This is a genomic window from Rhodobacter capsulatus, from assembly GCF_052363175.1.
Taxonomy (GTDB): Bacteria; Pseudomonadota; Alphaproteobacteria; order Rhodobacterales; family Rhodobacteraceae; genus Rhodobacter; species Rhodobacter capsulatus_D.
Map to the genome: position 1 here is coordinate 1,161,752 of NZ_CP198946.1, position 23,673 is coordinate 1,185,424.

28 protein-coding genes and 2 other RNA genes are annotated in these 23,673 nt (G+C 66.0%); 24 read left to right on the forward strand and 6 right to left on the reverse strand.

Annotated elements, in window-relative coordinates; genetic code table 11:
• Positions 1–12: 12 nt before the first annotated feature.
• The 4 genes from ACTTAI_RS06560 to ACTTAI_RS06575 form a co-directional block, all read right to left on the reverse strand.
• Entirely contained in the window at positions 13–357 is a 345-nt protein-coding gene (locus ACTTAI_RS06560; protein WP_444454991.1) for a YbaB/EbfC family nucleoid-associated protein, read from the reverse strand.
• 78 nt (positions 358–435) lie between these two features.
• Positions 436–2,205: a DNA polymerase III subunit gamma/tau gene (locus ACTTAI_RS06565; protein WP_444454992.1), complete on the reverse strand. Its 1,770-nt coding sequence runs from the start codon at positions 2,203–2,205 to the stop codon at positions 436–438.
• Between the two features lie 102 nt (positions 2,206–2,307).
• Positions 2,308–2,406, reverse strand: an RNA gene (gene ffs, locus ACTTAI_RS06570) — signal recognition particle sRNA small type.
• A 279-nt stretch (positions 2,407–2,685) separates the two neighbouring features.
• A complete protein-coding gene (locus tag ACTTAI_RS06575) occupies positions 2,686–3,378 on the reverse strand; it encodes a metal-dependent hydrolase (protein ID WP_444454993.1) in 693 nt (230 codons plus the stop codon).
• Between the two features lie 115 nt (positions 3,379–3,493).
• On the opposite strand from ACTTAI_RS06575, the gene gatC reads away from it, so the two are divergent.
• From gatC to rnpB, 5 genes are all read left to right on the forward strand, one after another.
• Positions 3,494–3,781, forward strand: coding sequence for an Asp-tRNA(Asn)/Glu-tRNA(Gln) amidotransferase subunit GatC (gatC, locus tag ACTTAI_RS06580; RefSeq protein WP_444454994.1), 288 nt, complete (start codon positions 3,494–3,496; stop codon positions 3,779–3,781).
• Entirely contained in the window at positions 3,778–5,256 is a 1,479-nt protein-coding gene (gene gatA / locus ACTTAI_RS06585) for an Asp-tRNA(Asn)/Glu-tRNA(Gln) amidotransferase subunit GatA (protein ID WP_444454995.1), read from the forward strand. Before gatC ends, gatA begins: the two co-directional genes overlap by 4 nt.
• An 11-nt stretch (positions 5,257–5,267) precedes the next feature.
• Complete coding sequence (locus ACTTAI_RS06590; protein ID WP_444454996.1) at positions 5,268–5,954, forward strand: hypothetical protein; 687 nt, start codon at positions 5,268–5,270, stop codon at positions 5,952–5,954.
• Positions 5,951–6,640, forward strand: a complete 690-nt coding sequence (locus ACTTAI_RS06595; protein WP_444454997.1) for an N-acetylmuramoyl-L-alanine amidase — start codon at positions 5,951–5,953, stop codon at positions 6,638–6,640. Before ACTTAI_RS06590 ends, ACTTAI_RS06595 begins: the two co-directional genes overlap by 4 nt.
• Positions 6,641–6,800: 160 nt before the next feature.
• An RNA gene (gene rnpB / locus ACTTAI_RS06600) (RNase P RNA component class A) lies at positions 6,801–7,207 on the forward strand.
• A 68-nt stretch (positions 7,208–7,275) separates the two neighbouring features.
• Here rnpB and ACTTAI_RS06605 read toward each other — a convergent pair.
• Entirely contained in the window at positions 7,276–7,467 is a 192-nt protein-coding gene (locus ACTTAI_RS06605; protein WP_444454998.1) for a hypothetical protein, read from the reverse strand.
• A gap of 90 nt (positions 7,468–7,557) precedes the next feature.
• Positions 7,558–7,830, reverse strand: a complete 273-nt coding sequence (locus ACTTAI_RS06610) for a hypothetical protein (RefSeq protein WP_444454999.1) — start codon at positions 7,828–7,830, stop codon at positions 7,558–7,560.
• 431 nt (positions 7,831–8,261) lie between these two features.
• On the opposite strand from ACTTAI_RS06610, the gene ACTTAI_RS06615 reads away from it, so the two are divergent.
• The 19 genes from ACTTAI_RS06615 to ACTTAI_RS06705 all read left to right on the forward strand — a co-directional run bounded on the left by ACTTAI_RS06615 (position 8,262) and on the right by ACTTAI_RS06705 (position 23,657).
• Positions 8,262–8,702, forward strand: a complete 441-nt coding sequence (locus ACTTAI_RS06615) for a helix-turn-helix domain-containing protein (RefSeq protein ID WP_444455000.1) — start codon at positions 8,262–8,264, stop codon at positions 8,700–8,702.
• A gap of 89 nt (positions 8,703–8,791) precedes the next feature.
• Positions 8,792–9,211, forward strand: coding sequence for a hypothetical protein (locus ACTTAI_RS06620; protein WP_444455001.1), 420 nt, complete (start codon positions 8,792–8,794; stop codon positions 9,209–9,211).
• Between the two features lie 117 nt (positions 9,212–9,328).
• Entirely contained in the window at positions 9,329–9,745 is a 417-nt protein-coding gene (locus ACTTAI_RS06625; RefSeq protein WP_110806324.1) for a HutP family protein, read from the forward strand.
• 492 nt (positions 9,746–10,237) lie between these two features.
• Positions 10,238–11,173 (forward strand): triphosphoribosyl-dephospho-CoA synthase MdcB, encoded by a 936-nt coding sequence (gene mdcB, locus ACTTAI_RS06630; protein ID WP_444455002.1) that lies wholly within the window; start codon positions 10,238–10,240, stop codon positions 11,171–11,173.
• A gap of 134 nt (positions 11,174–11,307) precedes the next feature.
• Positions 11,308–12,516 carry a Na+-transporting malonate decarboxylase, carboxybiotin decarboxylase subunit gene (gene madB / locus ACTTAI_RS06635; protein ID WP_444455003.1) on the forward strand — a complete coding sequence of 403 codons (1,209 nt, stop codon included), beginning with the start codon at positions 11,308–11,310 and terminating at the stop codon, positions 12,514–12,516.
• Positions 12,517–12,545: 29 nt separating this feature from the next.
• On the forward strand, positions 12,546–13,376 hold the full coding sequence (locus ACTTAI_RS06640) for a biotin--[acetyl-CoA-carboxylase] ligase (protein ID WP_444455004.1): 831 nt from the start codon (positions 12,546–12,548) through the stop codon (positions 13,374–13,376).
• A gap of 30 nt (positions 13,377–13,406) precedes the next feature.
• The gene (gene mdcA, locus ACTTAI_RS06645) at positions 13,407–15,080 is read left to right on the forward strand and encodes a malonate decarboxylase subunit alpha (RefSeq protein ID WP_444455005.1); all 1,674 of its coding nucleotides are present in this window, start codon (positions 13,407–13,409) and stop codon (positions 15,078–15,080) included.
• A gap of 14 nt (positions 15,081–15,094) precedes the next feature.
• Positions 15,095–15,406 carry a malonate decarboxylase acyl carrier protein gene (gene mdcC, locus ACTTAI_RS06650; RefSeq protein WP_444455006.1) on the forward strand — a complete coding sequence of 104 codons (312 nt, stop codon included), beginning with the start codon at positions 15,095–15,097 and terminating at the stop codon, positions 15,404–15,406.
• A 13-nt stretch (positions 15,407–15,419) separates the two neighbouring features.
• Positions 15,420–16,376, forward strand: coding sequence for a biotin-independent malonate decarboxylase subunit beta (locus tag ACTTAI_RS06655; RefSeq protein ID WP_444455007.1), 957 nt, complete (start codon positions 15,420–15,422; stop codon positions 16,374–16,376).
• A gap of 20 nt (positions 16,377–16,396) precedes the next feature.
• Entirely contained in the window at positions 16,397–17,290 is an 894-nt protein-coding gene (mdcE, locus tag ACTTAI_RS06660) for a biotin-independent malonate decarboxylase subunit gamma (RefSeq protein WP_444455008.1), read from the forward strand.
• A gap of 29 nt (positions 17,291–17,319) precedes the next feature.
• Positions 17,320–18,408, forward strand: a complete 1,089-nt coding sequence (locus tag ACTTAI_RS06665; RefSeq protein ID WP_444455009.1) for an acyl carrier protein — start codon at positions 17,320–17,322, stop codon at positions 18,406–18,408.
• A 1-nt stretch (position 18,409) separates the two neighbouring features.
• Positions 18,410–19,162: a malonate decarboxylase holo-[acyl-carrier-protein] synthase gene (gene mdcG, locus ACTTAI_RS06670; RefSeq protein WP_444455010.1), complete on the forward strand. Its 753-nt coding sequence runs from the start codon at positions 18,410–18,412 to the stop codon at positions 19,160–19,162.
• Entirely contained in the window at positions 19,153–19,362 is a 210-nt protein-coding gene (locus ACTTAI_RS06675; RefSeq protein ID WP_444455011.1) for a biotin/lipoyl-containing protein, read from the forward strand. The genes mdcG and ACTTAI_RS06675 overlap by 10 nt, the downstream gene beginning before the upstream one ends.
• A gap of 64 nt (positions 19,363–19,426) precedes the next feature.
• The gene (gene madL, locus ACTTAI_RS06680; protein ID WP_444455012.1) at positions 19,427–19,837 is read left to right on the forward strand and encodes a malonate transporter subunit MadL; all 411 of its coding nucleotides are present in this window, start codon (positions 19,427–19,429) and stop codon (positions 19,835–19,837) included.
• 1 nt (position 19,838) lies between these two features.
• On the forward strand, positions 19,839–20,600 hold the full coding sequence (madM, locus tag ACTTAI_RS06685) for a malonate transporter subunit MadM (RefSeq protein WP_444455013.1): 762 nt from the start codon (positions 19,839–19,841) through the stop codon (positions 20,598–20,600).
• A gap of 195 nt (positions 20,601–20,795) precedes the next feature.
• Entirely contained in the window at positions 20,796–21,425 is a 630-nt protein-coding gene (locus tag ACTTAI_RS06690) for an energy-coupling factor ABC transporter ATP-binding protein (protein WP_444455014.1), read from the forward strand.
• Positions 21,422–22,030, forward strand: a complete 609-nt coding sequence (locus tag ACTTAI_RS06695) for an energy-coupling factor transporter transmembrane component T family protein (RefSeq protein ID WP_444455015.1) — start codon at positions 21,422–21,424, stop codon at positions 22,028–22,030. Before ACTTAI_RS06690 ends, ACTTAI_RS06695 begins: the two co-directional genes overlap by 4 nt.
• Before the next feature lie 18 nt (positions 22,031–22,048).
• Positions 22,049–22,624 (forward strand): biotin transporter BioY, encoded by a 576-nt coding sequence (locus ACTTAI_RS06700; protein WP_444455016.1) that lies wholly within the window; start codon positions 22,049–22,051, stop codon positions 22,622–22,624.
• Positions 22,625–22,700: 76 nt separating this feature from the next.
• The gene (locus ACTTAI_RS06705) at positions 22,701–23,657 is read left to right on the forward strand and encodes a bile acid:sodium symporter family protein (RefSeq protein WP_444455017.1); all 957 of its coding nucleotides are present in this window, start codon (positions 22,701–22,703) and stop codon (positions 23,655–23,657) included.
• The last annotated feature ends 16 nt before the right edge of the window (positions 23,658–23,673 follow it).

Consider the following 23,673-nt stretch of genomic DNA (forward strand, 5'->3'; position numbering starts at 1 on the left):
CAGCGCGTCATCTCAGCCGGGCAGGCCCATGTCGGCAGGCAGACCAAGCTCGGTCATCAGCTTGCGCTGTTCCTCGCCTGCCTTGTCCTGCGCGCGCGCCTGCGCATCCTTCACCGCGGCGACGATCAGATCCTCGACCACTTCCTTTTCCGAGGCGACGAGGATCGTCGGGTCGACTTCCAGCCCCGTCAGCTCGCCCTTGGCGGTGACGCGAGCCTTGACCAGACCGCCGCCCGCTTCGCCAATGACGATCATCCGGCCCAGATCTTCCTGCAGGGTCAGCATCCGCTCCTGCATTTCCTTGGCCGCCTTCATCATCTTGGCCATGTCGCCAAGCTGCCCCAGTCCCTTGAACATCGTGGTCCTCCGATCGGTTTCGCGATCACAGATAAGCATCGCCCGCCGTCGGGGCAAGGCAGTCGGCGCCGCAGGGGGTCAGCCGTCCTCGAACGGATCCCATTCGTCCTCGACCTCGGGCAGGGCCTCGGCGGCCTGTTCGGCCTCGAGCGCGTCGGAGAGCACGATTTCTTCGAACTTGGCCTGCGGGAAGGCGGCGAAGATCGCCTGCACGACCCGGTTTTCCGTCCGCGCTTCTGCCTCGGCGGCAAGGGTGGCGGCATTGCGGCTCTCGTCGATCGTGGCGGCCCCGCCTTCGGAGACGACCGAAACCCCCCAGCGCGCGCCGGTCCAGCCCTGCAGCCGCTGCGCCAAGGTCTGCGCCAGATCGCGCGGGGCACCGGGGGCGGGTTCGAATTCGATCCGGCCGGGCGCGTAATGCACCAGCCGCACGCCCTTTTCGACCTCGACCAGCAATTTCACGTCGCGCATCCGGCCGATCAGCGCCACGACATCTTCAAACCGCGCGTATTTCGCCAGTGCGGAGGCTGCGGGCGAGACCGCCAGCGCCGCCGAGCCTTGGGTCGAAAGCGGGCGCCCGCCCATCATGTGGCGCGTCGTGGCTTCCGCGCGCGGACCGCCACCACCCCCGCCGCCTTGCGACGGGCCATGCCCGCCCGAGGCGCCGGGGCCCGCCATCACCTTGCGCATCAGCGTTTCGGGATCGGGCAGGTCGGCGACATGGGTCAGCCGAATGAGCGCCATTTCCGCCGCCATCATCGCATTCGGCGCCGAGGACACTTCCTCGATCGCCTTGAGCAACATCTGCCACAGGCGGCTCAGCACCCGCATCGGGATCGCCTGCGCCATCGCCTGACCGCGGGTGCGTTCCTCGGGCGGAACGGTCGGGTCTTCGGCGGCCTCGGGCGTGATCTTGATCACCGAGACCCAATGCGTGATCTCGGCCAGATCGCGCAACACCGCCATCGGATCGGCGCCGTCACTGTATTGCGCGCCAAGTTCGGTCAGCGCGGCGGCCGCATCGCCCTTCAGGATCATGTCGAACAGATCCAGCACCCGGGCGCGGTCGGCAAGGCCGAGCATCGCACGGACCTGATCGGCGGTGGTTTCCCCCGCGCCGTGGCTGATCGCCTGATCCAGAAGCGACATCGCATCGCGCACCGAGCCTTCGGCCGCCCGCGTGATCAGCGCCAGCGCGTCTTCCGCGATTTGCGCGCTTTCCTTGGCTGCGACCTTGGACAGGTGGTTGATCATCACTTCGGGCTCGATCCGGCGCAGATCGAAGCGCTGGCAGCGCGACAGGACCGTGACAGGCACCTTGCGGATCTCGGTGGTGGCGAAGATGAATTTCACATGCGCGGGCGGTTCTTCGAGCGTTTTCAACAGCGCGTTGAAGGCCGAGGTCGAGAGCATGTGCACTTCGTCGATGATATAGACCTTGTAGCGCGCCGAGGCCGCCCGGTAGTTCACGCTTTCGATGATCTCGCGGATGTCGCCCACCCCGGTGCGCGAGGCGGCGTCCATCTCCAGCACATCGACATGACGGCCCTCGGCGATGGCGCGGCAATGCTCGCATTGAAGGCAGGGCTCGGTCGTCGGCTGGCCTTTGCCATCGGGGCCGATGCAGTTCAGCCCCTTGGCGATGATCCGCGCCGTCGTGGTTTTGCCGGTGCCGCGGATGCCGGTCATGATGAAGGCCTGCGCGATCCGCGAGGCCGCGAAGGCGTTTTTCAGCGTGCGCACCATAGCCTCTTGCCCGATCAGATCGGCGAAGGTGGCGGGGCGGTATTTGCGGGCAAGGACCTGATAGCCCGAAGAGGTCGCGGCGGGGCTGTCGGCGTCGGTCATGGGGTCTCCTCGGTTCGGCGCCACTTTACGCGCGGGGGCGCGCAAGTCAAACCGATCCCGTCCAACCGATCTCGTGGGCGGGGAGGCTGCGAAAGGGGGGAAGGGTGAGAGGCTGGACATCGACCCAAGCGGGGCTCGTTGCGGCTGCTTCCTTCCGGACCTGACCGGGTTGGCGAGGCGCTCGCCCGCGCCAACCTCTCAAGGGCTCATATAGAGGCGGATGCGATGGCTTGCAAGCGGGCTGTGCCGCATATCTGACCGAGGCCATCGCCGAGGTCGCGTGGCACATTGGCCCCGAGCCGGTCGGGGGCCCAAAGGCCACCGGCCAGCGCCCGCCCCGCCCATGGCGGGCGCTACTCGCCCACCGGGTCGGGCGCCGACCTCTGTTGGGCGCGGGGCAAATGGTCTTGCGGCCACTGCTGCGCGGCGGGCGGGGAAACGCTGCTCGCGTTTCCTGATCCGCCCGATCCGGCGTCGCTGTCAAAGCGCGATCGGCACCAGCACCTCGGGCTCGATCACCTGCACGCCGGGCAAGCCATCGGCCAGCACCGTCGCGGATTGCTCCAGCAGCGGGAAGGTGCGGTAGTGACACGGCACCACCACCTTGAAATCGAAATACTTCTTCGCGGCCCAGGCGGCGGCCTTCATGTCCATGGTGAAATGCCCGCCTGCGGACAGAATCCCGATATCGGGGCGGAAATATTCCCCCATCCAGCCCATCTCGGCCGAAATCCCGGTGTCGCCCGAGACATAGATCATGTGGCCTTCGCCCGCGATCATGTAGCCCGACTCGGTGCCCGTATAGATCGGACTATTCGGGCCGCTCATCGAGGAGGAATGCGAGGCGGGCACCATCGTCACCTTGGCGCCATTGAGACTCACCGTGCCGCCCTTGTTGAAGCCGACGCCCGCGATCCCCTCGGCCGCTTCCCAATGGCTGATCGTGTCATAGATGCCGACGACCGGAACGCCCAATTCCCGCGCCAGCGACAGCGTGTCGGCGGAATGATCGCCGTGCCCATGCGTCAGCAGGATATGCGTCGCCCCCGCCAGCGCCTCCGCACGGCGCTCCATCGGGAACATCGGATTGCCGCTCAGCCACGGGTCGATCAGGATCACCGCGCTTTCGATCTCAAGTCGAAACCCGGAATGCCCAAGCCATGTCAGTTTCATCGCAAAGCCTCCCATTTGATCCGCAAACTCTAGCGCAGAGGCTTTGAAAGGGAAGCTGCGCTTGAAACACCCGCCCCCGGACGCTAAACCCGGCCCAAGTCAACCGGAGTCACCCATGTCCATCGACATCGACACCGCCCGCAAGGTGGCGCATCTGGCGCGCATTCGCGTGGCCGAAACCGACCTGCCGAAACTGGCCGAGCAGCTCTCGGGCATTCTGACCTTCATGGAACAGCTCAACGAAGTGAACGTGGACGGCATCGAGCCGATGACCTCGGTCACGCCGATGCGGCTGAAACGGCGCACCGATGTGGTGAGCGACGGGAACTATCCCGACGCCGTGCTGAAGAACGCCCCCGATGCCCGCGAGGGCTTCTTTGCCGTGCCGAAGGTGGTCGAATGAGCCTGAACAAACTGACGATCGCCGCCGCGCGCGACGCGCTGAAAAAGGGCGAAGTGACCTCGGTCGAGATCACCGAGGCCTGCCTTGCGGAAATCGACGCCGCGGGCGCGCTGAATGCCTTCTGCGCGAAAACGCCCGAGATCGCGCTGGCGCAGGCGAAAGCCGCCGATGCCCGGATCAAGGCGGGCGATGCGCCCGCGATGTGCGGGATTCCGCTCGGCATCAAGGACCTGTTCTGCACCAAGGGCGTGGCCTCGCAGGCTGCCTCGCGCATTCTCGAGGGCTTCAAGCCGGAATATGAATCGACCGTGACGCAGAACCTCTGGGATGCGGGCGCGGTGATGCTGGGCAAGCTCAGCATGGACGAATTCGCGATGGGCTCGTCGAACGAGACCGCCTGCTATGGCCCCGTCGTCAGCCCGTGGAAGGTCGATGACCGGCAGTTGACGCCGGGCGGCTCGTCGGGGGGCTCGGCTGCGGCCGTCGCCGCCGATCTGTGCCTCGCCGCGACCGGCACCGACACCGGCGGCTCGATCCGCCAGCCCGCCGCCTTCACCGGCATCGTCGGCATCAAGCCGACCTATGGCCGCGTCTCGCGCTGGGGCGTCGTCGCCTTTGCCTCCTCGCTCGATCAGGCCGGGCCGATGACGAAATCGGTGCGCGATGCGGCCATCATGCTCGGCACGATGGCCTCGAACGACGCCAAGGATTCGACCTGCGCCGATATTCCGGTGCCGGATTTCGAAGCCGCGCTGACGGGCGACATCCGCGGCAAAAAGATCGGCATTCCGCGCGAATACCGCATGGAGGGCATGCCCGCGGAGATCGAAAAGCTCTGGGCCGACGGCACCGCGATGCTGAAGGATGCGGGCGCCGAGATCGTCGAAATCTCGCTGCCGCACACGAAATACGCGCTGCCCGCCTATTACGTCATCGCGCCCGCCGAGGCGTCCTCGAACCTGGCCCGGTACGATGGTGTCCGCTATGGCCACCGCGCGAAGCTGTCGGCGGGCGAGGGCATCGTCGACATGTATGAAAAGACCCGCGCCGAGGGCTTCGGCCCCGAGGTGCAGCGCCGCATCATGATCGGCACCTATGTGCTTTCGGCCGGGTTCTATGACGCCTATTACAACCGCGCGCGCCGGGTGCGGGCGCTGATCAAGCAGGACTTCGATCAGGCTTTCGCGGCGGGGATCGATTCGATCCTGACGCCCGCGACGCCGTCGTCCGCCTTCGGGCTGGGCGAGATGAAGGATGCCGATCCGGTCGAGATGTATCTCAACGACGTCTTCACCGTGACCGTGAACCTGGCCGGTCTGCCGGGGATCTCGGTGCCGGTGGGGTGTGACGCCAAGGGCCTGCCGATGGGGCTGCAGCTGATCGGCCGTCCGTGGGAAGAGGGCGATCTGCTCAATCAGGCGCTGGTGCTGGAAAACGCCGCGGGCTTTGCCGCGAAACCGGCAAAATGGTGGTAAGGAGACAGGCGATGCGGAATGCGGGCTGGTTCGTGTTGGTGGGGCTGACACTGGCGGCTTGCGAGCCCTCGGTGCCGAATTCGGCGGCGGGCGTTGGCTTTGGCGACTACAACAACTACCAGCAGCAGCGCGAAGCCGCCCTGCAGGGGGCGCCGGTCAGTTCGACCGCGCTGCCGCCCGCCGGTCAGTCGACCGCGGCCTACGGCAACACCGCGGCCCTTGATGCGGCGGCGGCAAAGACGACGCAGGGCACGATCGGTGCCGAGGCGATCGCCGCGCTGCGCGCCACCGCGCCCTCGACGCCCGGATCGGCTCCGGTCAATCCGGCGACGGGGGAATATATCGGTGTGAATGGCCAGCCGCGCGCGCCGGGCGTGCCGATGGATGCGATGTCGCATTACGATGGCACGAAGCCCGCCCCGGTCACCGACATGACCGGATCGGCCGCGGCGGGGCCGAATCTTGCCGCCTATGCGCTGTCGGCGACCAACACGCTCGGCCAGAAGGTTTACGAGCGCAACGGCTTCAAGATGACCTCGACCGAGAAGGCCTGCGCAAAATACGTCTCGACCGATCTGGCGCAACGCGCGTTTCTGGAAAAGGGCGGCCCGGTCAAAGACCCGGGCAACCTCGACCCGGATGGCGACGGCTTTGCCTGCGCCTGGGATCCGAGACCCTTCCAGGCGGCGCGGCAATGACCGACACGCCCGTCTCTCCGAATTTCGGAGAGCGGCGCGGCGGGGCGCAGCCCGAGCTGATCGTTCTGCATTACACCGGCATGGCCAGTTGCGCGCTCGCGCGTGACCGGCTCTGTGATCCCGCGGCCGAGGTCTCGGCGCATTGGCTGATCGCCGAGGATGGCACGGTCGAGGCTCTTGTTCCGGAACGTTTTCGCGCTTGGCATGCCGGGGCCGGCGGCTGGATGGGGCAGGAGGATGTGAACTCCCGCTCGATCGGCATCGAACTGGCGAATACCGGCGACGCCCCCTTTCCCGAACCGCAGATGGCGGCGCTGGAGCGGCTCTTGCCCGAGATCATGGCGCGCTGGGGTCTTGGCCCCGAGGCGGTGATCGCCCATTCCGATTGTGCGCCTGGCCGCAAGATCGACCCCGGCCCGCGCTTCGACTGGGCGCGGCTGGCGCGACAGGATCTGGCGATCTGGCCCGCCCCCGCGGGGCGCCTGCCGCCGGTCACGACGAATGCCTTCCTCGCGCTCGCGGAAACCTTTGGCTACCCCGAGGCGCCCTTCGACGTGCTGCTCGCGGCCTTCCGGCTGCGTTTCCGCCCGCGCCATGAAGGCCCGCTCGATGCCACCGACATGGCGATGCTGAACGATCTGGCGCTGCGCTTCGGCTCGGATGGCGGCGCCTGGCGGTCGAGCTGAGGAGGGGGGCTCTGCCCCCCGGCTGCGCCTCCCCCCGAGGTATTTGTGGCAAGATGAAAGCCAACACGGCCTTCCCTTCATCTTGCTTCAAATACCTCGGGGGTTTGGGGGCAGAGCCCCCATTGACCTTTGACCCGGGCGCAGCGTATCAGACGGGGGCGCGGAAGACCGGATGACCGCGGCGGCCCATAGCTCCGTTTTGCGGATAGCTGGGCGGCCGAGGAAAGTCCGGACTCCATGAAGCAACGGTGCCGGGTAACGCCCGGCGGGGGCAACCCCAAGGAAAGCGCCACAGAGAACAGACTGCCCCGCTTGCGGGGTGAGGGTGAAACGGTGGGGTAAGAGCCCACCGCGGGACTGGCAACAGGACCGGCACGGCAAGCCCCACCGGGAGCAACGCCGAATAGGGATGCCGCGCCGCAACCGGAAACGGGGGACGGCAGGGGAGCTTCGCCCCGAGGTGTCCGGGTTGGCGGCTTGAGGCTGCGGGTAACCGCAGACCCAGAGGAATGGTCATCCAGGGGGGCAACCCCCGGACAAAATCCGGCTTACAGGTCTTCCGCGCACGTCACTTTCCCAAAACCCAGGGGCCGCAAGCGCAATCGCGCCTGCTTTTTCGCAACGCGGGGGCCGCGTCAGAACTTGCCGCCCCGCAGATCCAGCACCTCGCCGCTGTCGCGCATCGTGCAGGTCATGTAGTCGCGGCCCACGGCCGCCTCGATCATCCAGACATGCTTGCTGGTCGGGCGGGCGCGCCCGAGCGTCACGCGGCGCGGATTGACGCCGAAATTGCGCGCGACGATCTCTGCGCAGCCCTTGCTGGCCATGAACGGTGCCCCGGTTTGGCCCTGTTGCGCCTGTGCGTCGCGGTCGCGCTGCTCCTCGCCCGCCTGATAGCCTTTCGCATAGCCGACGGTCTAGTTGTCTTCCCAGTAGCGGGCCCCCTTCAGCCCGTCGGAATAACCGCGCGCGAATTCGGATTTCTCCAGGTCGCTGCGCGGCGTGTATCCCTTGGGATAGTGTTTCGCGCTGGCCGCCAAAGCCGCGATCCCGATGATCGCCAGCAGCGCCGCCGCCTTTTCGCCGTCCGACATCTCGGCCCGGGCGGGGGGCGGGGCGCTGGTCAGCTGCAGCGCCAGAGCGGCACTGACAAGCAGAGTGACGGTCTTCGTGGCAATACGGGTCGTCATGACGTCCTCCTGTAGCAGATGCCATTCGGGGCCGGGCACCAACGCCGCGGCCCGGGTGTGTTGCGCCCGATCAGCCTAGCGCAGCCGCTCCGCGGCGCTATCCGGAACGCGAAGCCCTGCCGACCGGATCCGCGCTGCGGGGTGCAACCCTTGGGCGATTTTTTGATCCCACATCCGGGTTCGCATCCGGGGCGATGATCCGGGCCTGACCCAAAGCTGCAATCACCGGGGCTTTCCCATTCCCCATTGACCGACTCGCAGGACTTTGTTTCCCTTTCAAAACAGTGGTCTGTTGCCGGAGGACAGGCGGCCTGGTTTGTCGGGGTATCGGGTGATGAGGTTTGGTTGTGCGCAAGGACAGGATTGCCCGGGTGTTCGACCCGGAACGGGCTCCTCCCTTGCCGGGGCAGGAGAGCAGCGGAGCTAACCTTGTGGTTGAAGACGCCGTCCGCCCTGACGGGGCGGGATCTGAGCCGTCGCATGACCGCGCGGCGCAGCGGGCCGAACGGGCCTTTGCGCTGATGCAGGCCGAGGCGGAGGACAGCGTCTCGATCACCGCCATCGCCGGGCAGGTGGGCATCGGCATGCGCTGTCTGCAAATCGCCTTTGCCCAGCATTACGGCATGACCCCGCGCGAGATGTTGACGCGGCTGCGGCTGGACCGGGCGCGGGCACGGCTTCTGGCGGCGGAACCCGACGCGCGCGTGACCTCGATCGCGCTTGAGGCCGGTTTCACCCATCTGAGCCGGTTCTCGGTCGCGTATCATCATGCCTTTGGTGAGCATCCGGTGGAAACCCTGCGCCGCGCACGCGCCGCGCCAATGCCCGCATTGTGCAAGGGGGGCGTCCGGGGCGCTTCGCAAAGCGGATAGGCAAGGGGGGCGAAGGCGGACAGGATATGCCGCGGTTCGCCCGTTTGCGCCCGCCCATTTCATCTGTCTCAAGACGAAAGGAATTCGCCATGCCTGATCTTCGGTCCCTGATTGTTGCGGCCGGTCTTTGCCTGACCCTCCCCGCCCCGATGGCCGAGGCGCAAAGCCATTCGCGGGTGAAATTCACGCCGGGCAACGACAATGCCGCGATCAATGGCATGATCGTCGGCGATGACTATGTCGATTACCTGCTCGGCGCGAAGGCAGGGCAGACGATGGCGGTCTCGCTCATTCCGGGGGCTTCGAACGGCCACGGCACGATCTATTTCAACATCTTGCCGCCCGGCAGCACCGGCGAGGCGATCTATAACGGCTCGGTCGATGGGCTCGACGCCACCGGGATCAAGCTGCCGACATCGGGCGATTACCGCATCCGCGTCTATCAGATGGGCGATGATGCCGACTCGGGCAAGACGACCTCTTTCATGGTCTCGATCGGGATCAACTGACGCGGTCTGACCCTGCGTGACCACCCCGACGGGCGCGCGGCGGCCTGATCATCGCGATTGAGCCGCATGCCGCCTGTCGCTATGAACGGCGCGAAACGGGTCGGATCGGAACACAAAATGGAAGTTGTCGCGGATCGTATCGGCAAGGCCGCCATCATGGCGGCGATCAGCAGCCGGGAAGAAGAAGAGCTGATCAAGGAGCAGATCCTGAGCCACCCGACATGGAAGGTGGGCATCACCTATGTCACCGGGCGGCGGTCGGAAATCGAGAAGGGCTTCGTGAAATCGATCGTGGCCTGTGCGCTGAATGCGCAGGTGGTGCGCAACCGCCCGGGCGAGATTCATGGGGTGATCCATGCCGGGCTCGAATGCCTGAACGGGGTGAGTTCCTCGGTCGTGGCCGAGTCGAATCTCAAGCTCAAGGTCGCGCTGGTGGCCGATGGCCATTGGGTGGCGGTCGCCGCGCATGGCGAATCGGCCTTCCATCCGATCACCAACCACGAGCGGATCGGCTTTGGTGTGATGCATATCTAGCTTTCGCCGCGTGCATGGCGATTGCGTCTCAACTCGCAATCGCCTGTTGCCGTTGACGAAATCGCGAGCTGCAAGCGCGATGCCAGCTTTCCCCTGACGCTGTTGCAAAGTGCCGCCGCATATCGGCAAGTTCTTGTTTTTGCTTTGAATAATCGAAAATATGTGGCGGAATGTCGCAGCGCTCTTGCGCTTTGGAACGACTTCTGGACAAGCGGAACCGACAGGCGTAACGATGACGCCATGCTCCGGATCACGAACCATCACAGGAACGTGAGGCGGGGCCGCCCGAAAGGGCCGTGATCCCGTGATGAGCCGTACTGCCCGTGTGGGGCGAAGGTGCGGCTGACGAACCCAAAGCGCCGCGTGAGCAAGTGACATCGGTGTGGCGCATGTCTGACGGTCTCCCCGACCAGATGTAATCCTTGCATTGGCCGTGGAACGCTTGGCGTTCACGAAGCGCCGCGCTGCCGTCAGTTGCGCGGGACGAAACCCATGAAATACGCGTTGCGCAGGCCGCTGGACTGGTTCAGCGATATGGCCCTGTCACCGCAGTCGAGCGCCTGGTCCATCGGATCGGCTTTCCTGACCGGGGCGCTGCTTGAAATCTCCACCCATCCCAAACCCGGACTGGTGACGCCGCTGTCGAACGGCGCGCATCGGGACATGACGCTGCAGACCTTCATGGTCTCGTCGGCGGTCATTGCCCCCTGCCTCTATCAATGCGCCGAGGCGGGCCTGGGCCATTCCGGCCCGGCGCTTGGTCTGCTGCCGCAGGTCCGCGAGGTCGGCGCGCTCTACGAGGCGCGGCTCCTTGCGGCGACGGGCGGCATCAACACCCAGCGCGGCCTGCTGTTTTCGGCGGGCGTGCTGTCGGCTGCAGCTGGGATCGCCGCGCGCAAGGCGCCGATCACCGGGGCAGGGGAGCTGTTCGCCATCGCCGCCGCGATGGTCAGCGGCATCTGCGACCGCGAACTGCGCGGCACGCTCGACCGCGAGCCGGTGACGGCAGGCGAGAAACTCTTCCGGCAATATGGCGTGCTTGGCATCCGCGGCGAGGCCGAGGCGGGCTTCCCGACCGTAGCGACGCTTGGCCTTCCGGCGCTCGCCGAGGCCCGTGCCGCCGGGGCGACGCTGCCGATCGCGCTCTCGCACACGCTTCTGGCGCTGATGAGCGGCACCGAAGACACCACGGTTCTGTGGCGCGGTGGCCCGGAAGCCCTTGAATTCGTGCGCAACTCCGCGCGCGAGATCATGGCGATGGGCGGCGCGCTGACGGGGGCGGGGCTTGCCGCCATCCATGCCCTCGATGCCCGCTTCATCGCGCGCAACATCAGCCCCGGCGGCGCGGCCGATCTTCTGGCCGTCACCATCGGCGTCGACACGCTCTCGGGTGGCAGCCTGCCGCCCATCCTCTCCTCCAACCTCTGAGGCATCCCATGCACATCATCACCTATGCTGTGTTCAGTTACATGATCACTGCGGCGATCTCCTTTGCCGTGATCGGCGTGATCGTCGCCATCTCGAAACTCCTCTCCTCCCCCAACGCATCCTGAGGCGCTCAAATGTTTGAGACCCTGTTCAACATCTTTCCCGGTATCGGGACCCTCTTCGTCCAGGAGCCGCTGATTTCCTTCGCCCGTCTGGCGCTGATCGGTCTTGGCTTCCTGCTGGCTTATCTTGGCTTCAAGCGCACGCTTGAGCCGCTGATCATGGTGCCGATGGGCCTTGGCATGATGGCGGTCAACGCCGGTGTCATGATCCTCGACGGCGGCCAGATCGGCACCCTGGTGATCGACCCGATGGTGTCGGACACCAACGCGCTCATGGACATCATGCAGATCAACTTCCTGCAGCCGATCTACAACCTGACCTTCGTCAACTCGCTTGTGGCCTGCATGCTCTTCATGGGCATCGGCACGATGGCGGATATTTCCTTCATCCTGGCGCGGCCCTGGGCCTCGATCGCGGTGGCGGTCTGTGCGGAGCTTGGCACCTTCGTGACGCTGGTGATCGGCTACTACTGCGGTCTGACGCCCGGTGAAGCGGCGGCCGTGGGCACGATTGGCGGCGCCGATGGCCCGATGGTGCTCTTTGGCTCGCTGATGATGGCGAAGAACCTCTTCGTGCCGATCTCGATCATTGCTTACCTCTACCTGTCGCTGACCTATGCGGGTTACCCTTACCTCGTGCGCTGGCTGATCAAGCCCGAGCACCGTGCGATCGAAGTCGAATATGATTTCCCCGATGTCACGCCGCAGGCCAAGTTCATCTTCACTGTGGTTGCTGCCGGTCTGCTCTGCCTGCTGCTGCCCGTCGCCACGCCGCTGATCCTGTCGTTCTTCCTCGGCGTCGCGATCAAGGAAGCGGAAATCGAGCCCTACCAGCAATTCCTTGAAAACACCGTCACTTACGCCTCGACTCTGCTGCTTGGTCTGGTGCTTGGGACGCTGTGCGAAGCCGGAACCCTGCTTGATCCGCAAGTCGCCATCCTGCTGGTCCTTGGCATCACCGCGCTGGCCATCTCGGCACTCGGCGGCATCGGCGGCGGCTATCTGGTCTGGAAGATCTCGAAGGGCAACTACAACCCCGTCATCGGTATCGCCGGCGTCTCCTGCATGCCCTCGACCGCGAAGATCGCCCAGAAGGAAGCCTTCGCCGAAAACCCCCACGCCATGATCATGCCGCTCGCCATGGGCGCCTCGATCTGCGGGGTCATCGTCTCGGCCATCGCCGTCGGTGTCTTCGCCTCGACCATCGGTCTTGTCCACTGACCCGCTGAGACCCTGAAAGGAGCCCTCCCATGACCGCGCACCATCCCGACCTTCTCCCGAACCTCCCGACGCTTGCGCTTCCCTTCCGGCGTCGGGGCGGGATCGGATGCGCGGTCCACCACCGGCCTGTTCTCTCCTCGACGAACACCTTCCTGGCCGGTCTGGCGCGGAGGGGCGCACCGACAGGCACCGTCGTCCTTGCCGATCATCAGACGGCAGGACGGGGCAAATACGACCGTCCCTGGGTTTCGCGTCCCGGTGAAAGTCTGCTGGCCTCGGTGCTTTTGCGTCCCTCCCGCCCTCTCGCCGATCTGGCACAGGTGACGCTTGTCATCGCCGTTGCAGCCGCCGAGGCCATCGCCCGCACCACGGGTCTGGCACCGCAAATCAAATGGCCGAACGACCTGATGGTCGAAGGCCGCAAGCTCTCGGGCATCCTGTGCGAAATGGTGATGACCCCCGAGGGCGATCTTGACCACATCATCGCCGGGATCGGCATCAACATTGCCCAGGCCCGCACGGATTTCCCGCCGGAACTGCAAGCCATCGCCACCTCGATCAGCGCCGAAACCGGCCGCAAGGTGGACCGCTTCGACCTGTTCACGGCCCTCATCGACCGGCTCGATCACCGGCTTTCCGAATGGGAACGCTTCGGCTTCGAGCCCGCCCGCCACGCCTGGTCGGTGCGCTCCTGCACGCTCGGCCGCCCCGTCATCCTCGCCGCGCCGCATGCCCCCCGTCAGGGCATCGCCGAAGCGCTTGGCCCGGATGGGGCGCTGTGCCTGCGCGACGCCGACGGCACCCTTCACAGCGTCATCTTCGGCGAGATCCCCCTCACCGCGACGCAGGCAACCCTTTGAAAACCCTCTGAAGGAGGAAGACGAAAGCAAATGACGAACGACGACAAGCGCAACAGCTGGCGCAAGCGGGCGGCAGATACCGCCGCGCGCAAGGAGGCGGCAGCACCCCTCTTCGTCAAGGGCAAGGAAGTGTTGGCCAAGGATACCGTGGCCCTTCTGGAAGCGGTGATCCGGCCCTTCGACATCATCAACATCGAAGGCAACAACCAGAAACAGGCCGATTTCCTTGCCGATTGCCTGAACAAGGTCGATCGGGCCAAGATCCACGACCTGCACATGGTGCAATCGGCCGTGCCGCTGCCCGCGCACCTTGATCTGTTCGAAAACGGCATCGCCAAGAAACTCGACTTCGCCTTTGGCGGCCCGCAGGCCGGGCGGGTGGCGAAATTCATCGAGAACGGCAAGATCGAGCTTGGCGCCATCCACACCTATCTGGAGCTCTTCGGCCGCTACTTCCTTGACCTGACGCCGCGCGTCTCGCTCGTCTGCGCCTACAAGGCCGACCGCAAGGGCAACCTCTACACCGGCTTCAACACCGAGGACACCCCGGCCATCGTCGAGGCGACGAAGTTCCGCGAAGGCATCGTCATCGCGCAGGTCAATGAAATCGTTGACGAACTGCCGCGCGTCGACATTCCGGGCGACTGGGTCGATGCGGTCATCCAATCGCCGAAGCCCTTCTTCATCGAGCCGCTCTTCACCCGCGATCCGGCGCTGGTGACCGACAGCCAGATCCTGCTCGCCATGCTGTGTCTGAAGGGGATCTATGCCGAATATGGCGTGACCTCGATGAACCACGGCATCGGCTTCCTGACCTCGGCGATCGAGCTGATCCTGCCGACCTATGGTCTGGAACTCGGGCTCAAGGGCAAATGCTGCACGCATATGATCCTGAACCCGCATCCGACGATGATCCCCGCGATCGAAGAGGGCTGGGTCGACACGATCCACTGCTTCGGTGGTGAGTTGGGCATGGAAGACTATGTCGCCTCGCGGCCGGACATCTTCTTCGTCGGGCCGGATGGGTCGCTGCGCTCGAACCGCGCCTTTGCCCAGACGGCCGGGCATTACGCCATCGACATGTTCATCGGCGGCACGCTGCAGATCGACAAATACGGCAACTCCTCGACCGCGACGGCGGGCCGGGTGGCGGGCTTCGGCGGCGCGCCGAACATGGGCTGCGATGCCAAGGGGCGGCGCCATCCGACCGATGCCTGGCTCAAATGCGGGCAGGAACTGCCCTCGCTCGAGCGCGACATCGGCAACATCCCGCGCGGCAAACGTCTGGTCGTGCAGGGCGTCGAAACCTTCGGCGAGGGCCGCAAGCCGGTCTTTGTCGAGGAGCTGGACGCCTGGAAACTGGCGAAAAGCGCGAACCTGCCGATCCCGCCGGTGATGATCTATGGCGACGACCTGACCCATATCGTGACCGAGGACGGCATCGCCTACCTCAACCGCTGCAAGGACATGGAGGCCCGCATGGCCGCCATCCGCGCCGTCGCGGGCTTCACCGAAATCGGCCTTGCCGCGAAACCCGAGGAAACCCGGGCGCTGCGCGAGGCGGGCATCGTGAAAACCCCGGCCGACCTTGGCGTCGACCCCAACCGCGCCACCCGCGACCTGCTCGCGGCCAAGAGCATGCGCGATCTCGTGACCTGGTCCGGCGGCCTCTACAACCCGCCCGCCCGTTTCCGCAACTGGTAAGAAAGGCCCCGATCATGGCTTTGCATACCCTCGAGCTCGACCTTGTCCCCAGCGCGGCCAAGGTCACCCTTCCCGCCCCCAGCCACACCGGTGTCACCGGGTCGAGCGATCTGGAAATCATGCTGACGCCCGCGCCCCTCGCGGGCCGGGTGACGGTCAAGATCGTCACCCCGGTCACCGGCTTCGACCCGCTCTGGGCCCGCGTGATGCAGAAATTCCTTGATGAGACGGGCCTTTACGACGCCGCCATCGAGATCAACGACAACAACGCCACCCCCGCCGTCGTGCTGTTGCGCCTGCAACAGGCGCTGGCCGCGGCGCTCTGAGGCGAAGACGACAATGACCAACTGGACAGACCTGCAATCCTGCCGTTTCATCGAAGCCTCGGCGCGCGAGCGTGCCATCGGCCTCGTGGACGAAGGCAGCTTCACCGAACTCGCCGGGCCGTTCGACCGGGTGACGAGCCCGCACTTGAAACTGCTCGGCGACGCCGTGGCCTTTGACGACGGCATCGTCACCGGCGTGGGCAAGATCGGCCGCACCCCCGTCTTCGTGATCTCGCAAGAGGGCCGCTTCATCGGCGGCTCCGTGGGCGAGATCGGCGGCGCCAAGATGGTGAACACGATCAAGCTCGCCATCGACTTCCACGACGAGCTGGTCGCGAAATTCGCCGATCTCGACGAGGAAGAAAAACCGATGGTGGTGATCTCCTTCGAGACCGGCGGCGTGCGGCTGCATGAAGCCAACGCCGGGCTTCTGGCCCATGCCGAGGTGATGGACCAGCTGCAAAAGGCCCGCGGCAAGGTGCCGGTGATCGCGCTGATCGGCTCGAAAGTCGGTGCCTTCGGCGGCATGGGCTTCGTGGCCGCCGCCACCGACGTGATCATCATGTCGGAATTCGGCCGACTTGGCCTGACCGGCCCCGAGGTGATCGAGCAGGAAATGGGCAAGGAGGAATTCGACGCCTCCGACCGCGCGCTTGTCTACCGCACCACCGGCGGGCGGCACAAATACATCATGGGCGACGCGAATTTCCTTGTCGAAAACAGCATCGCTGCTTTCCGCGAACAGGTCTCGCACCTCACGGGCCTCTCGATCGAGGCGTTCGAGGAAATGCGCCGCATCGGCTCTTCCGCCAAGGTCAAGGCGCAACTGCGCGCCGTGGCGCTGGCCGCGCAGATGCAGCCGGGCGACGCGACCGAGGTCTGGTCGCATGCCGGCAACAACGACGCCTGGGGGCTGATCGACCTGCCCCTGAGCGACTTCCTCGCCCGCGTCGAGCGGCTCAGCGTGTGACCCCGGAAAGGAGTGAAATCATGGAAATGCAAGAAAGCATGATGGGCCGGGGCCGCGACGCGATCGAGATGATCGTGGATGCGGACAGCTTTGCCGAAGGCACGGTGGGTACCGAGACCTTCGACGATCCGGAATTCGGGCCGGGCGCGGTCGTCGGCACCGCGACGCTGCAGGGCACGCTCTGCACGATCATCGCCTCGGACGGCGGCGCGATGAACGAGAAATTCCCGGTCGTCTACGCCGGGATCATCGGGCTCGAGGAAGGCTACAAGATGGCGGAAGCCGTCTATGCCTCGATCGCGGCCGATGCCGAAAAGCCCTTGGCCGAAAAACGGCCGCTGGTGCTGATCGTCGACACCCCCGGCAACGGTCCGGGCAAGGTCGAGGAAATCTTCGGCATGAACAAATCGACTGCCGCCTATCAACTGGCGCTGGCCGAGGCGCGGCTGAAGGGCCATCCGATCATCGCCATGGTGATCGGCCGGGCGATCTCGGGGGCGTTCCTGTGCCACGGGCTGCAAGCCGATGCGATCCTGTCGCTTGATGCGCAATTCGGCACGATGATCCATGTGATGCCCTTGACCTCGGTCTCGCGGATCATCCGCAAGGATCTGGAAACGCTCGAAGATCTGTCCAAGGCCAGCGCCGTCTTCGCCGCCGGTCCGCGCTTCTTCCACTCGCTCGGCGGCGTCGAGGCGCTGGTCGAAACGGTCGAGGGGATGCGTCCGGCCATCGCCGCCCGCATCGCCGAGGTCCGCACCGCCAAGGCCGAGGGACGGCAGGACGATCTGGGCCCCTGGGGCCGCGGCAAGCTGGGCGACGCCCGCGGCGGCCGCACCGAGCGCCCGCGCGTCATCGCGCTGATGAACCGCGAATTCGCGGAAGTGGCCGGGCGTTACGCGCCCGCCCGCTGAAAGACTGACGAGCCCGAAGGACGAAACAGATGCCTGACGATCTTGCCGCCCTTGAAGACGCGCTGACCCTGTTCGGGTCGGCGCCGACCTTGGCCGAGATGCCGCGCCGGTCGCTTGCCCAGAAGGGCATCGACGGCCCCACCGCGGCGCATGTGATCGAGGAGGTCCACACTCCCTTCAACCTGGCCTATCTGACCTTCACCACGGGCTCGTCCGCTTTCCAGACCCCCGTCGGCGTGACCCATGCCGAATTGCCCAACCGCACCGCCGTCGCCCGGGAGATCTTCGGGCGGCTGCAGGTGGGGCAGGGGGCGCGGATGCTGGTCACCTATCCGCCGCTGGTCAACGTGTTCTCGAAACTGGCGCTGGATGTCTGCGGCATCGACTGGATCCATCTGCACCGCTCCAGCCGCGATGCGCTGCTGGTCGCTGCCTGCCGCACGCAACCGCGCGTGATCCTTGGGGAATCCTCCTTCCTGCGGGCGAGCCTCGAACAGGCGCTGGAGCTGGGGCTGAAGCGCGAGATGCCGAAGGACTGCGTGCTTCTGTGCGCGGGCACGCCGCTTGATGCCGAGCTTCTGCCGGTGGCCGAGGCCTTTGGCTACAGCGTCCACGATCTTTACGGCTGTCAGGAATTCGGCTGGCTGACGCTCGATGGCCTGCCGCTGCGCGAGGATATCGCGCTGGTGGCTTCGCCGCTTGGCGATCCGTGGCGCGAACTGGTGGTGGGCGGGCTGCCGATGGGCGACAGTTTCGTCGTCTCGGAAGCGGGCCATGTCTGCGACCGCGTGGGCCAGATCATCACCTATCGCCGCGCCCGCACATATCCCGAATACGAGGTGATCGTCACCCACACGCCGATGAGCGCCGCCGAGACGATCGAAAAGACCGCCCGCACGATCCTGCGCATCAAGAGCCGGGTGGTGAAAGTCTCGCCCGATCTGGTGACGGGGGCTGCGGCGACGCGGCTGGAACTGGTGCCCGCGCTGGGCGCCGCCGCCGCGCCGATCGTGATCGAGGGGCCCACGGCCACCGCGCTTTTCGACACGATGGTGATGGCGCAGCGCGAGATGAGCCGCACCGCCAAGACCGACCCCGCCTGGATCAAGAGGCGCTGAGATGTTCCGTATTCGTCACAGCCTTGCCCATGTTTCGCCCGCCTCGCGCCCGGGCATCCTGGCGGCCGTCCTTGACGCCCTGCCAGAGCAGATGCGCGACGCGGCGATCCGCAAACTCGTGCGCGATGCGATGAGCAAGGCCCATATTCCCGGCATCGTCTGCCGCCCGACCGGCCCCTGCCCGGATGGCGGCGGCCAGCTCGGCTTTGCCTTCCCGTTCCGCCACGGCGCCGAACGGGTGCGCGCGGCGGTGCCGGTGCGGCGTGGTCAGGTCACGGCCTTCTTCACCCCCTACGAGGTGATGGAGCGCGCGCTGATCTTGGGCGCGAGCCTGCATCCGGCGCTGCCAGAGATCGCCCGGATCGGCGCGGTGACCGGGGTCGAGATCGGCCTGATCGGCTCGGCCGCTCTGCAGACAGTGACCGGGCTGCCCTATCTGCGGCCGGGCTCCGACATCGATCTGGTGGTGCGGGCCGACAGCCTGCCGCCGCTGGCCGCCGCCGCCCGGGCGCTCGAGCGGCTGTCCTATCGTCAGGCGATTGCCATCGATGCCGAGGCCGATCTGGCGGGCGGCATCGGCGTCAAGCTGACCGAGCTTGTCTCGGGCGCGGCCACGGTGCTGGGCAAGACCATCACCGGCGTCGAACTGATCGAGCGCGAGCGCCTGAACACCCTTTTCGCGGTCCCGTCCCAAGGGCGGGCCGCCCCGCAACACCCAATCAAACAGCCCGAAAGGAAAAGGCAATGGATGTGAAAGTGAAGATGCCGTCGGTCGTCGTGTCGATCGAGGTCGCGGTGGGCGCCACCGTCACCAAGGGGCAATGCGTCGCCGTCGTCGAGGCGATGAAGATGAAGAACGAAATGCCCGCGCCGCTCGACGGCACGGTGAAATCGATCGCCGTCGCTGCCGGTGATCGTCTGAAACCCGGTGCGGTGATCATGAGCATCGAATAAGGGAAGGCGGACGGGCGCCTGCACGGGGCAGGCGCTCTTCTCCGCCGATCAAGGAGGACAAGACATGTTGATTTATGGGGTCTCGCTGATGAGCGGCTGCCTGATCGCCGGGGCGATCATCGGCAAGCTGATCGGGCACATGGTGGGGATCGACGCCGATGTCGGCGGCGTCGGTATCGCGATGCTGCTTCTGGTCGTCATCACCCGCTGGTTCATGGACCGTGACCAGCTTTCGGAACTGGCACAGCAAGGCATCAAGTTCTGGTCGGCGATGTATATCCCGATCGTCGTGGCCATGGCTGCCAGCCAGAACGTCGTTGCGGCTTTCAACGCGGGCACGCTCGCCTTCATCGCGGGCCTGCTGCCGGTCGTCGCGGGCTTCCTGCTGATCCGTCCGCTCGCCGCCCTTGGTGGCACGTCGGAACCCGAAGAAGCGGCCAAACCGGCCAAACGCGCTGCCCAAGGAGCAAAATGAAATGCTCGACATCATCCTCGGAACGCTTGAGAAACAATCTCTGATCACCGCTTTCGCGCTTGTGGGCGTGATCATGTGGATCTCTTATGCGATCGGCAAGCTGGTCAACAACCGCATCCACGGCTCGGCCATCGCCATCGTGGCGGGTCTTGCGCTCGCCTTCATCGGCGGCAAGGTCACCGGCGGCACCAAGGGCATCTCGGACATCTCGCTCTTCGCGGGCTTCGGCCTGATGGGCGGCGCCATGCTGCGCGACTTCGCCATCGTTTCGACCGCCTTCGGCGTGAAGCTTGAAGAAGTGAAGAAAGCCGGTCTGGCCGGCGGCGTGGCGCTCGTCGTTTCCGTCGTCATCGCCACCGCGATCGGCGCGGCCGTGGCCTATGCCTTTGGCTACACCTCGCCGGTGGACATGGCCACGATCGGCGGCGGCGCGACGACCTTCATCGTTGGTCCGGTGACCGGGGCTGCGCTGGGCGCGTCCTCCGAAGTGATCGCGCTCTCGGTCGCGGCCGGTGTGGTGAAATCGATCGCCGTGATGATCCTGACGCCGCTGCTGGCGAAACCCGCCGGTCTGACGACCCCGGCTGCCGCGGCTGTCTATGGCGGTCTGATGGGCACGACGAGCGGCGTGAGCGCGGGCCTTGCCGCGACCGATCCGAAACTCGTGCCCTACGGCGCGCTGACGGCCACGTTCTACACCGGCTTCGGCTGCCTCGTGGTTCCGTCGGTCGGTTACATGACCCTCGCCGCCCTGTTTGGTTGATCTTCTTCCAGGAACGCTCAACCGGACACTCAAGCCATGCAACCGAGAGTAAAATGGAGCACCGAGATGTCATATTCAAGCGTCGCGACATTTCACACTTGCGTGCAGGGTGCCGCAGGCGGAGAGATCCTCTCCCCGCCTGCCGCCACGAGGATCGAAATATCCTCTGTTTTCCAAAGATTTGCCGAGACCGAGGTGCTGCGCGGCATCGATCTTGAGCTGTCGCAACGTCGCGTCGCGGTGGTCGGGGCGAATGGCTCGGGCAAAAGCACCTTCGCGCGGCTTCTGAACGGACTCGTGTTGCCCAGTGCCGGAACGGTGCGCATCGACGGGCTGTGCACCGCGCGCGACACCAAGGCGGTGCGGCGCAAGGTCGGCTTCGTGTTTCAGAACCCCGATACCCAGATCGTCTTTCCGACGGTCGAGGAAGACGTGGCCTTCGGCCTCAAGGGGCTGAAACTGACCGCGCCCGAGCGTGCCGCGCGGGTCGAGGCGGTGCTTGATCACTACGGCCTTGGCGCGCTGCGGGGCCAATCGGCGCACAAGCTTTCGGGCGGGCAAAAGCAGCTTCTGGCCATCGCCGGGGTGCTGATCACCAGGCCCGATTGCGTGATTTTCGACGAGCCGACGACGCTTCTGGATCTGCGCAACGCCCGCAAGGTGGCGCAGGCGATTGCGGAGCTGCCGCAGACCGCGGTCGTCGTCACCCATGATCTGGGCCTTGTGGCCGGGTTCGACCGCGTGCTGGTCTTCGACAAGGGCCGGGTCGTCGCCGATGACGTGCCGAACCGCGCGCTCGACGCCTATGTGCGGAGGATGCAATGAGCTCCCCGCTGCATCGTCTGCCTGCGGGTGCGAAACTGGCTGCGCTGGCGCTGTGTGGCACGGCCGCGATGGCGATCGGCGACTGGCGGCTGATGGCGGCCTTTCTGGCGCTGGTCGCGCTTGGCTTTCCGCTGGCGGGCTTCGGTCCGCGGGTGCTTCGGGCGCAGATCCGGCCGCTTCTGTGGATGCTTGCGCTGCTCTTTCTCGCGCAGGGCTGGCTCGCCTCCTGGCCCGTCGCGGCGCTGGTCGTGATCCGGATCGCAGCGCTGATGCTGCTGGCGAGCCTTGTCACGCTCACCACCCGGACCGAGGCGATGATCGCCACCGTCGAGCGGCTGCTGGCCCCGCTCGCCCCCCTTGGCGTGAACCCGGCCAACGTCGGTCTCGCCTTCTCGCTGGCGCTGCGCTTCCTGCCGGTGATCGGCGAAGAAGCCGAGCGCGTGCGCGAGGCGCAGGCCGCCCGTGGCCTTGGCGCGCATCCCGTAGCGCTGATCGTGCCGCTGATCGTGCGTGTGTTGAAGGCGGCCGACGACGTTGCCGCCGCCATCGAGGCTCGCGCGATCGAGGATCTGCCCGAGCGCGACAGCGCTCGCGCGACCCATTGAAACCTAAGGAACCCCTCCATGTCCTCCTCTCGTATCGACACCCGCGACATCGTTCTGATCGCGCTTTTCGCGGCGCTGACCGCGGCGCTTTCGATCTTTCCGCCGATCACCCTGCCGCTGATCGGCGTGCCGGTCACCGCGCAATCGATGGGGCCGATGCTGGCCGGGGCCGTCATCGGCGCGCGGCGCGGGGCGCTGGCGATGTGCCTTGTGGTAGCCCTGGTCGCCATCGGCCTGCCGATCCTCTCGGGCGGGCGCGGCGGCCTTGGCGTCTTTGCCGGGCCGACCGTCGGCTTCCTGCTGGGCTGGATCCCCGCCGCCTATGTGACGGGCTTGCTGCATGAACTCGGCTGGAAGCGCCTGACCGCGATCCGCTCCTTCGCCTTCGCGGTGATCGGCGGCATCGTCGTGCTCTATGGCGCGGGTGTGCCTGTTCTGGCGGTGCAGACGGGGCTGTCGCTGAAGGCCGCGGCCCTCGGTTCGGCGCCGTTCATTCCGGGTGATCTGGTCAAGGCGGTGATCACCGGCGTGATTGCCGTCGCGGTGAAACGCGCCTGGCCGATCATCGGCACGCGCGGCCAGGCTTCGGCCTGACACCTGCACAAAGATGGTTGCAACCGCGCCGGGCTTTCCGCAAGGAAGGCCCGGCACCTGCCTGAAAGGACCCGCGATGAACCCGCTCAAGCGCTTCGGCATCGATACTTACATGCTGCTTTTGATGGCCATGGTGGGGGCAGGGGTGATTCTTCCCGCCCAGGGGCTGATGGCGGTCGGGCTGAAGCAAGTGACCTGGTGGGCGGTGTCGCTGCTCTTTTTTCTTTATGGCGCGAAACTCGATCCGCGCTCGGTGCGCAGCCAGTTGCTGAACTGGCGCCTGCAGGGGCTGACGCTCGCCGCGACCTATCTGCTGTTTCCGGTGCTTGGCCTGATCTTCACCACCGTCTTCGGTCCGCTGCTGGGGGCGCAGGTGACGCTCGGGGTGCTTTTCCTCGCCGTCCTGCCCTCGACCGTGCAATCCTCGATCGCCTTCACCGCGATTTCGGGTGGCAACGTGCCTGCCGCGATCTGCGCGGCGTCGGTCTCGAACCTGATCGGCGTCGTGCTGACGCCGGTGCTGGTGGCGCTGCTGTTGCACCGCGCCGGTGGCAGCACCGGCCCCGAGGCGATCTTCGGCATCGCGAAGCAGATCCTTCTGCCCTTCGCACTGGGCCAGATCCTGCGCCCGCGCATCGGCGGCTTTGTCGCGCGGCACCGCCTGCTGACGATGGTGGTCGATCGCGGCTCGATCCTGCTTATCGTCTACGCGGCCTTCAGCGCGGGGACGGTGGCGGGGCTCTGGCAGGCAATCCCGGCCTTGCGGCTGGTGATACTCGCCGCGGTGATCGCGCTTTTCCTGGCGCTGGCGCTCATCATCATGATCCGCGCCGGAAGGCTCTTCCGCCTGCCCGAGGCGGATCAATCGGCGCTGCTCTTTTGTGGCGCGACGAAAAGCATCGCCACCGGCCTGCCGATCGCGGCGGCGCTGTTTCCGCCCGATCAGGTCGGGGCCATCGTCCTTCCCGCGATGCTCTATCACATGAGCCAGCTTCTGGTCTGCGCCTTCCTTTCGCAGCGCCCGCGCCGCTGAGGCCCGGCCGCCGGGC